Below are 6,674 nucleotides of genomic sequence, written 5' to 3' on the forward strand. Positions count from 1 at the left end.
AGTTTAAGGTGTTATTATGAAAGATTATGTTCATGGTTATTCAAAACGGGAGTCTGAACGTCTCTTAGATCAAGCAGATACTCTAGCAGAAATATTACATTATGACACTCAATTTCCGCCTGGAAGTAAAGTACTGGAGGCGGGTTGTGGTGTAGGGGCTCAAACCACTCTTCTAGCAAAAAAAAGTCGCGATGCTGAAATTATATCTATTGATATTTCGGAGGATTCGTTAAATCATGCCAAAAGGGCTGCAAAAAAATCCGGAATAAAAAACGTGGAATTTCAACAAGCAGATATAATGAATCTCCCCTTTGAGGAAGAGAGTTTTGACCATATTTTTGTCTGCTTTGTACTGGAACATCTTTTAAACCCTGTAGAAGCATTGGAAGAATTAAAAAAATATTTAAAAAAAGATGGAACTATTACTGTAATTGAAGGGGACCATGGGTCCTGTTATTTCCACCCGGAGAGTGAAGAAGCAGTTAAAGCGTGGAAAGCATTAATAAAAGCACAACAGGAATTAGGCGGGGATCCTATGGTTGGAAGACGCTTGTATCCTCTTTTGGATGATGCTGGGTTTGAAGAAATTGTTGTAACTCCCAGAGTAGTATATGTGGATAATAGTAAACCACAACTTGTGGAGGGATTTATCAAAAAGACCATTATTGCAATGGTGGATGGGGTAAAGGACCAAGCCATAAAATCTGGATTAGTTAGCAGCACTCAATGGGAAAAAGGGATTGGAGATTTACATAAATCTGCAGAAAAAGATGGTACATTTTTTTATAACTTTTTTAAGGCTGTGGCCCATAAATGAATCTAGGAAAAAAATGAATTCTTTAATTATTGAAGAGGCAGATATTTCAGATGCAAACGAAATACTGCTCCTTCAAAAGCGTGCTTATAAAAGTGAAGATGATCTTTACGATAATTTAACCATCCCGCCTATGGAACAGACTTTAGATGAGATAATAAAGGAATATGAAGATCATTTTTTTCTAAAAGCAACAATAAATAATTGCATAATTGGTTCGTTGAGGGTAAATGTTCTTAATAGTGAAACATGCTATGTGGGAAGATTAATTGTTGAACCGGACTTACAAAATCAGGGGGTTGGGTCTGCTTTAATGGATGAGATAGAGCATATATTTTCAAAATATTCCCGATTTGTATTAACTACTGGACATAAAAGTAAAGAAAACATCCATTTCTATTCAAATAAAGGTTATAAAATTTTCAAAATTAAATATATCAATGAAAATTTACGTTTTGTTTATTTGGAGAAAATAAAATCTAAGTAAAGTTGATTAATATGAAGATATCTGTTATTTTAGCCCATCCTTATGAAAAAAGTTTCAACCATGCAATATATGAAACTATTTTAGATTATTCTCATGCTAAGGGACACGAGGTTTTTGCGCATGATTTATATGATGAAAAATTTAACCCTTTATTAAAAGGCAATGAACTGGTAAATGGCGAAACTTCAGACCCTTTAGTTTTAAAGCATAGAAAAGAGATTCAAAACGTGGATGGCATAATAATTATCCACCCTAATTGGTGGGGTCAACCACCTGCGATTTTAAAAGGTTGGATGGATCGGGTGCTTCGATCAGGAATAGCTTATGCATTTAAAGAAGGAGATGATGGATCTGGTGTTCCAGAAGGACTTCTAAATGCAAAAATGGCTTTTGTGTTCAACACATCCAATACTTCTGAAGAAAGGGAAATGAATGTGTTTGGAGATCCTCTAGAGCGAATTTGGAAAGATTGTGTTTTTGATTTTTGTGGTATTAAAAATGTTCACAGAAAAATGTTTAGAATTGTAGCAAGCAGTACTTTAGAAGAACGAGAAAATTGGTTGAAAGATGTTAGATCAATTTTAAAAGAGCATTTCTAAAAGAGGAATGTTATGGATTTAAAGTGGTATAAAATTAATGTTTTTTAAATCAAATTATTTCCTTCTCTTTTTAAATTCATCAAAAAGATCATTTAATTCCACTCCTTTATATGCTAATAAGAGTAGGGTGTGAAAAATCAAATCAGCAGATTCATAAACTAAATTATCATTATTTTTTGAAGCAATTATTACTTCTGCGGCTTCCTCGCCAATTTTTTCAAGTATTTTATCTTCAGCAGACTTGGCATCGTCTTGCATCATTATAGACGTGTAAGAATTAATAGGGTGGTCTCTGCGGTCTTCAAGAACTTTGTAAATTTCGGCTATAATTTTTTCATCTGCCATTTTTTTTCCTCTTTTTATCTCGCATACTCCGGGTTATAGCTATTAGTGGATGTTGGGCATCATCAATAATTTCAATATCTTCCATGGTAAAAATACCATTTAAATCAGCAGTTTTTTCCATCCCTAGTTTAAGGTCCTGCTTCAAATCTATAACATAAGAATCAATTTCTTTACATCCTAATTTACGAGCCGCTACAGTTCTATGGTGCCCATCAACCAGTACAAAACGTTCTCCAGTTTTCACAACGATGGTTGGTTCTGCAAGGCCTCTTTTAAGCTCATAAGTTCTTCCTTGCAGTTCATCAGCATAAACTTTGTTCTGGGTGGGCCTTAGCCTTTCGGTGGGTACTTTCATTCTTTTTATTTCAGTTTTAATATTGTAGAGTTGTTCCAACGTTTTTTTGAAATAATTAACTTTCATAGGAGTTGATCTTTCAATGTGGGATCTAACGATATCGGTATTGGTTATTATGCCTACTAGGTGATTTTTTTTGTCTATAACTGGCAGTCTTGATATTCCCATACGAAACATAACTCGGGCGGCATCATTTATTGACATATCCTGATCAGCTACCACCACATCTGAAGACATAATATCCTTAACATAATTGGACCATGGTTTTAGGACAAAATCAAATGCAGTCACCATTCCGGTTACTGCTCCATTTTCTTTAACTGGAAAACCGTCATGACCACTATCTTTCATTAGTTCAATTATATCAGAATTAAGAGTGTCTGGCGTAACAGTAATCACATCTTTTGTCATATAATCCTTTACAAGGGCTTTGTTACTCATAGTAATTCTTCCAAAGGTTATTTATGGGAACATTTTTTCCAGATTAAATTATCTTTACATTCTATTTTCACAATGCGGTGATATGGGATTAATTGATCTTCATCTAAGATTAAAAATCCTTTTTCTAATTTTTTTATTTGGGAACCATTGACGGTTTTCAGATTTCCATGAGCGCCTCTATGGAGATAAGTTATATTGCATAGTGAAATATCTTTTTTAGGATGCCATAACATTAAGTTTAATACATGCTTAGCCATGATAAGGCCCCATAACTCCATAAAATAATTATAATAACTCCTTTAATAATTTCACTGTGTGGCCGGGTTCAGATTTTCCTCGGGTAATTCTCATAACTTGCCCCACCAGGAAATTTAAAGCCGCCTTTTTGCCTTGGTGGTAATCCGAAACTGCTTCCGGATTCTCTTCAATAGCTTGTTTGGCTGCTTTGATCACGTCATCTTCATTAACTATTCCAATTAATCCCATTTCTTCTGCGATTTCGCGGGGGGACTTGGTGTTGTTAGGCATTTGTTCTATGATTCTCTGCCCGGCTTTAGTGGTAATCTCTTTTTTCTGTAGCATCTCTAGAAGTTCTATAATTTGTTTTGAATTAATATTGCTCTGAGAGAAAGTTAATTTGTTATAATATAAGACACGTTTGAGTTCATCTCTCATCCACAAAGCTGCAAATTCTGGATTAATTAACTTTGCAACTTCTTCAAATGCATTAGCTAGCTCTAATTCTGAAGTAAGTACTTGTGCATGTTCTTTAGGAAGATTATATTCTGCCATAAATCTTTTAACTTTTATATGGGGCGGTTCAGGCATCTTTTCTTGAATTTGTGTAATCTGTTCAGATTCTGCTTGCATGGGTGGCAAGTCGGGATCTGGAATGAATCTATAATCTTCTGCTCCTTCTTTAAGTCGCATGGAAACTGTAATCATTTGAGATTCCAGAAAAGCTCGTGTTTCTTGCTTTACTTGCACTCCTCTTTTTAAAAGATTTTTTTGGCGAACCATCTCAAATTTAAGTGCTTTGTAGGCCCCTTTGATAGAGTTAATATTTTTTATTTCCACTCTTGTTCCGCCTTCGAGGGAAATATTCACATCAGCTCGCATGGTACCTTCACCACGCGCATTTCCACTATATTCTAGAACTCTAATTAATTCTTTAAGGAATGAACGTGCTTCTTCTGGAGAATGCATGTCTGGATCTGTTACAATTTCAATAAGGGGGATTCCAGACCGATTGAAATCAACAATACCTAAATCTGGTTTGTACTGTCCGGGGTCTTCTTCCATGTGTACTTCTCTAATACGCACTCCATTAAGATCACCATTGTATCCAATAGGAACTGAAGTTCTCTGGTATCCCGAAGGAAGATCAGGATAGTTATAATGTTTTCTCATAAAATAAGTAACGTCTTCTGCAATATCACAATCTAACATTAAAGCGATTTTAAGGGCTCCTTCTAAAGCTTTATCATTTGTTGGGTAAGGTTTAGCTCCGGGTTGGTTTAGACAAACATGACATACATTACTGTTTGCAGGAGCGTCCTGATAGCTAGTGTGACAATCACAAAAGAGTTTCGAATCGGTTTCCAGTTGAACGTGAATTTCAAGTCCGCATTTCATATTAATAGTCATCCCTCCATGACTTCATAAATGGTGAAATATTTCATAAATATTTGTTATTTTTCAATTTATTAATAATCATAAAATATATGTCTCATATAAATTTACTAAGTTATTCCTTTAGAGGTTTTTTATTTAGACACTTATCAATATATCTTTTTATAAATGGATTTAATTCACCTAAATCAGCGCCATTTTTTAGGCTATTAAAATCTGTAAACGTTCCTTTTAATTTTCGTCCTGACCAATAAACTTCTTCTTCAACTCTTTTACCATAACGGGTCCCAAACATTTTAAAAAGAGGAAATTTAGTTAATCCGTTTGCTCCACTCATTATCAAAGGCCCAATATTTGCTAAGTTATCAATCCATGTACCGCAGACAATTTCAAGTTCAGGAAACATTATTCTTGTCGCAGCCACTACTCCGGCATAATATAGTGAAGCCGGTTGGGGTTGTGTTTCAAAAATAGTGTCTTTATGGGGATTTAATGAATAAAATGTTACTCTATGGATTTTCAAGTCATTTATGAGATTAAATAAATATTCTAAATCATCAGGAGTTTCACCCAGCCCTAATATGATAGTTATTGCTTTTTTAAATCCTAAATCTCCAGCTACTTCTAACATATTTGTTATATCTTCAAGTGATTTGCTGGGACATATTTTGTCATGTAATTCGGGATTCGCTATCTCTATAGCTCCGGTTATCCCGGAAATCTCTTCACCATATTCCTCTAAATCATTAGTTATGCCTATATTCAACCATACTGGCTGTTTTGTTATTTTAAAAATATCTTGAGAAATGGATTTAATTTCTGAAGTACTGAATGAGCCATATCCTCCTGATAAAAATTCTATATTCCACCCCATGCGCCGGCATAATTCTGCTTCAGCTAAAATTGAGTTTATCTGACGACGAGCTTTTTTTGGGTCACTTATGCGCGGTTTTTGGGTGCTCATATAACAGAATGCGCAGTCTCCTTTTTCACACCACCAGGAGAGAAAAATTGCCCGTTCTAAGGTAATTTCATTGCTATGATTTTTGAGAGTTAGTTCGTTAGCTTTTTGCAGAAGTTCTAATGTTCTAAAGTCCTTTAATTTTTTTATAACTTGCATTTTGCTCACAGAATATTAATTTTAATTAATTAAGATTATATCTATCCTTATTTTTCTTTTTAACCAATATATTTAGATAGGCATATTTACTAAATATTAATATTATAATATTGAACTTAATCATTATTCAATAAATTTATATTAAGAGGAAACATCATTAATAAATCTGTTAAGTTAATTTTTTTAACAGCATATCATTGAGTTAACATGTAGTTATAAAAATAAATAGGATGAAATAATGGTTTATTGTTCTAATTGTGGTGAAAGAAATAAAAATTCGGCAAAATATTGTTCTAACTGTGGAACACATTTACGTTCAAACTATCCACCTAAATCTTATTCATCTAAACCGCAAAAACCCCGATCTACTGGCCCATCAAAGCCTCTTCAATCTCAGTTTAAATCTAGGCCATATAATAGAAGTGAAACACTTAATAGGGAAATTCCTGTAGAAAAATCCCGATACCAGATGGAATCAGTGGATGATGGTATTGAATGGAATGTGGTGATCATAGGTGCTATGATCTTGGTTATCATAGCCAGTATTTTGAATATAATTTTACCCCAAATTTCTTTCTGGATAGCGGCTGTCATGGCTATTGTTTATGCTTTAATGGCTACCAAAAGGAGTTCAACACTATTTTTTATAATTCCGCTTATTTTATTAGTTTCACTTGCATTGTGGGCATTTTTCAATGGTTAATTATTGATGTTGAAATGGAATTTTTCCTATTCTTTATTGAGAAGTTATTTGCCCAAAACGTTTATATATGATGACTATCAATGTAAGTGTATCCCCATAAAGGGCTATGTTTTAGAAGGCTGTAAACATAGGCTGTGGTTCATAAGCTTGATTTACAGGCTTTACTTGGCAAGTGCCG

9 protein-coding genes and 1 tRNA gene (1 of these 10 running past the window's edge) are annotated in these 6,674 nt (G+C 34.0%); 5 read left to right on the plus strand and 5 right to left on the minus strand.

All coding sequences use genetic code 11. The features are described 5' to 3' along the window. Positions 1–16: 16 nt before the first annotated feature. Genes MXE27_RS05545 through MXE27_RS05555 form a run of 3 tightly spaced genes read left to right on the plus strand, consistent with a single transcriptional unit; the run spans position 17 to position 1,900 of the window. Entirely contained in the window at positions 17–817 is an 801-nt protein-coding gene (locus MXE27_RS05545; RefSeq protein ID WP_248611417.1) for a class I SAM-dependent methyltransferase, read from the plus strand. 13 nt (positions 818–830) lie between these two features. Then, positions 831–1,301 (plus strand): GNAT family N-acetyltransferase, encoded by a 471-nt coding sequence (locus MXE27_RS05550; protein ID WP_248611418.1) that lies wholly within the window; start codon positions 831–833, stop codon positions 1,299–1,301. Positions 1,302–1,312: 11 nt separating this feature from the next. Further along, on the plus strand, positions 1,313–1,900 hold the full coding sequence (locus MXE27_RS05555) for an NAD(P)H-dependent oxidoreductase (RefSeq protein WP_248611419.1): 588 nt from the start codon (positions 1,313–1,315) through the stop codon (positions 1,898–1,900). A gap of 54 nt (positions 1,901–1,954) precedes the next feature. Here the strand turns inward: MXE27_RS05555 and hisE are convergent, their stop codons facing one another. The 5 genes from hisE to MXE27_RS05580 all read right to left on the minus strand — a co-directional run bounded on the left by hisE (position 1,955) and on the right by MXE27_RS05580 (position 5,793). Further along, positions 1,955–2,245 (minus strand): phosphoribosyl-ATP diphosphatase, encoded by a 291-nt coding sequence (hisE, locus tag MXE27_RS05560; protein WP_248611420.1) that lies wholly within the window; start codon positions 2,243–2,245, stop codon positions 1,955–1,957. Further along, the gene (locus MXE27_RS05565) at positions 2,235–3,041 is read right to left on the minus strand and encodes a CBS domain-containing ParB/RepB/Spo0J family partition protein (RefSeq protein ID WP_248611421.1); all 807 of its coding nucleotides are present in this window, start codon (positions 3,039–3,041) and stop codon (positions 2,235–2,237) included. The genes hisE and MXE27_RS05565 overlap by 11 nt, the downstream gene beginning before the upstream one ends. Positions 3,042–3,058: 17 nt before the next feature. Further along, positions 3,059–3,298, minus strand: coding sequence for a DUF504 domain-containing protein (locus MXE27_RS05570; protein ID WP_248611422.1), 240 nt, complete (start codon positions 3,296–3,298; stop codon positions 3,059–3,061). A 28-nt stretch (positions 3,299–3,326) separates the two neighbouring features. Then, positions 3,327–4,676 carry an Asp-tRNA(Asn)/Glu-tRNA(Gln) amidotransferase subunit GatB gene (gatB, locus tag MXE27_RS05575; RefSeq protein WP_248611423.1) on the minus strand — a complete coding sequence of 450 codons (1,350 nt, stop codon included), beginning with the start codon at positions 4,674–4,676 and terminating at the stop codon, positions 3,327–3,329. A gap of 112 nt (positions 4,677–4,788) precedes the next feature. Next, on the minus strand, positions 4,789–5,793 hold the full coding sequence (locus MXE27_RS05580) for a radical SAM protein (protein ID WP_248611424.1): 1,005 nt from the start codon (positions 5,791–5,793) through the stop codon (positions 4,789–4,791). Between the two features lie 238 nt (positions 5,794–6,031). Between MXE27_RS05580 and MXE27_RS05585 the strand changes: the two genes are divergently transcribed. Further along, on the plus strand, positions 6,032–6,496 hold the full coding sequence (locus MXE27_RS05585) for a zinc ribbon domain-containing protein (protein WP_248611425.1): 465 nt from the start codon (positions 6,032–6,034) through the stop codon (positions 6,494–6,496). A 174-nt stretch (positions 6,497–6,670) separates the two neighbouring features. After that, a tRNA-Asn gene (locus tag MXE27_RS05590) sits at positions 6,671–6,674 on the plus strand (it continues 69 nt past the right edge of the window).

This window comes from Methanobacterium alcaliphilum, assembly GCF_023227715.1.
Taxonomy (GTDB): Archaea; Methanobacteriota; Methanobacteria; order Methanobacteriales; family Methanobacteriaceae; genus Methanobacterium_E; species Methanobacterium_E alcaliphilum.

Bases quoted from the DNA above. Each gene is read 5' to 3' on its own strand.
- MXE27_RS05545 (WP_248611417.1), top strand. From the start codon at position 17: ATGAAAGATTATGTTCATGGTTATTCAAAACGGGAGTCTGAACGTCTC.
- MXE27_RS05550 (WP_248611418.1), top strand. From the start codon at position 831: ATGAATTCTTTAATTATTGAAGAGGCAGATATTTCAGATGCAAACGAA.
- MXE27_RS05555 (WP_248611419.1), top strand. From the start codon at position 1,313: ATGAAGATATCTGTTATTTTAGCCCATCCTTATGAAAAAAGTTTCAAC.
- hisE (WP_248611420.1), bottom strand. From the start codon at position 2,245: ATGGCAGATGAAAAAATTATAGCCGAAATTTACAAAGTTCTTGAAGAC.
- MXE27_RS05565 (WP_248611421.1), bottom strand. From the start codon at position 3,041: ATGAGTAACAAAGCCCTTGTAAAGGATTATATGACAAAAGATGTGATT.
- MXE27_RS05570 (WP_248611422.1), bottom strand. From the start codon at position 3,298: ATGGCTAAGCATGTATTAAACTTAATGTTATGGCATCCTAAAAAAGAT.
- gatB (WP_248611423.1), bottom strand. From the start codon at position 4,676: ATGAAATGCGGACTTGAAATTCACGTTCAACTGGAAACCGATTCGAAA.
- MXE27_RS05580 (WP_248611424.1), bottom strand. From the start codon at position 5,793: ATGCAAGTTATAAAAAAATTAAAGGACTTTAGAACATTAGAACTTCTG.
- MXE27_RS05585 (WP_248611425.1), top strand. From the start codon at position 6,032: ATGGTTTATTGTTCTAATTGTGGTGAAAGAAATAAAAATTCGGCAAAA.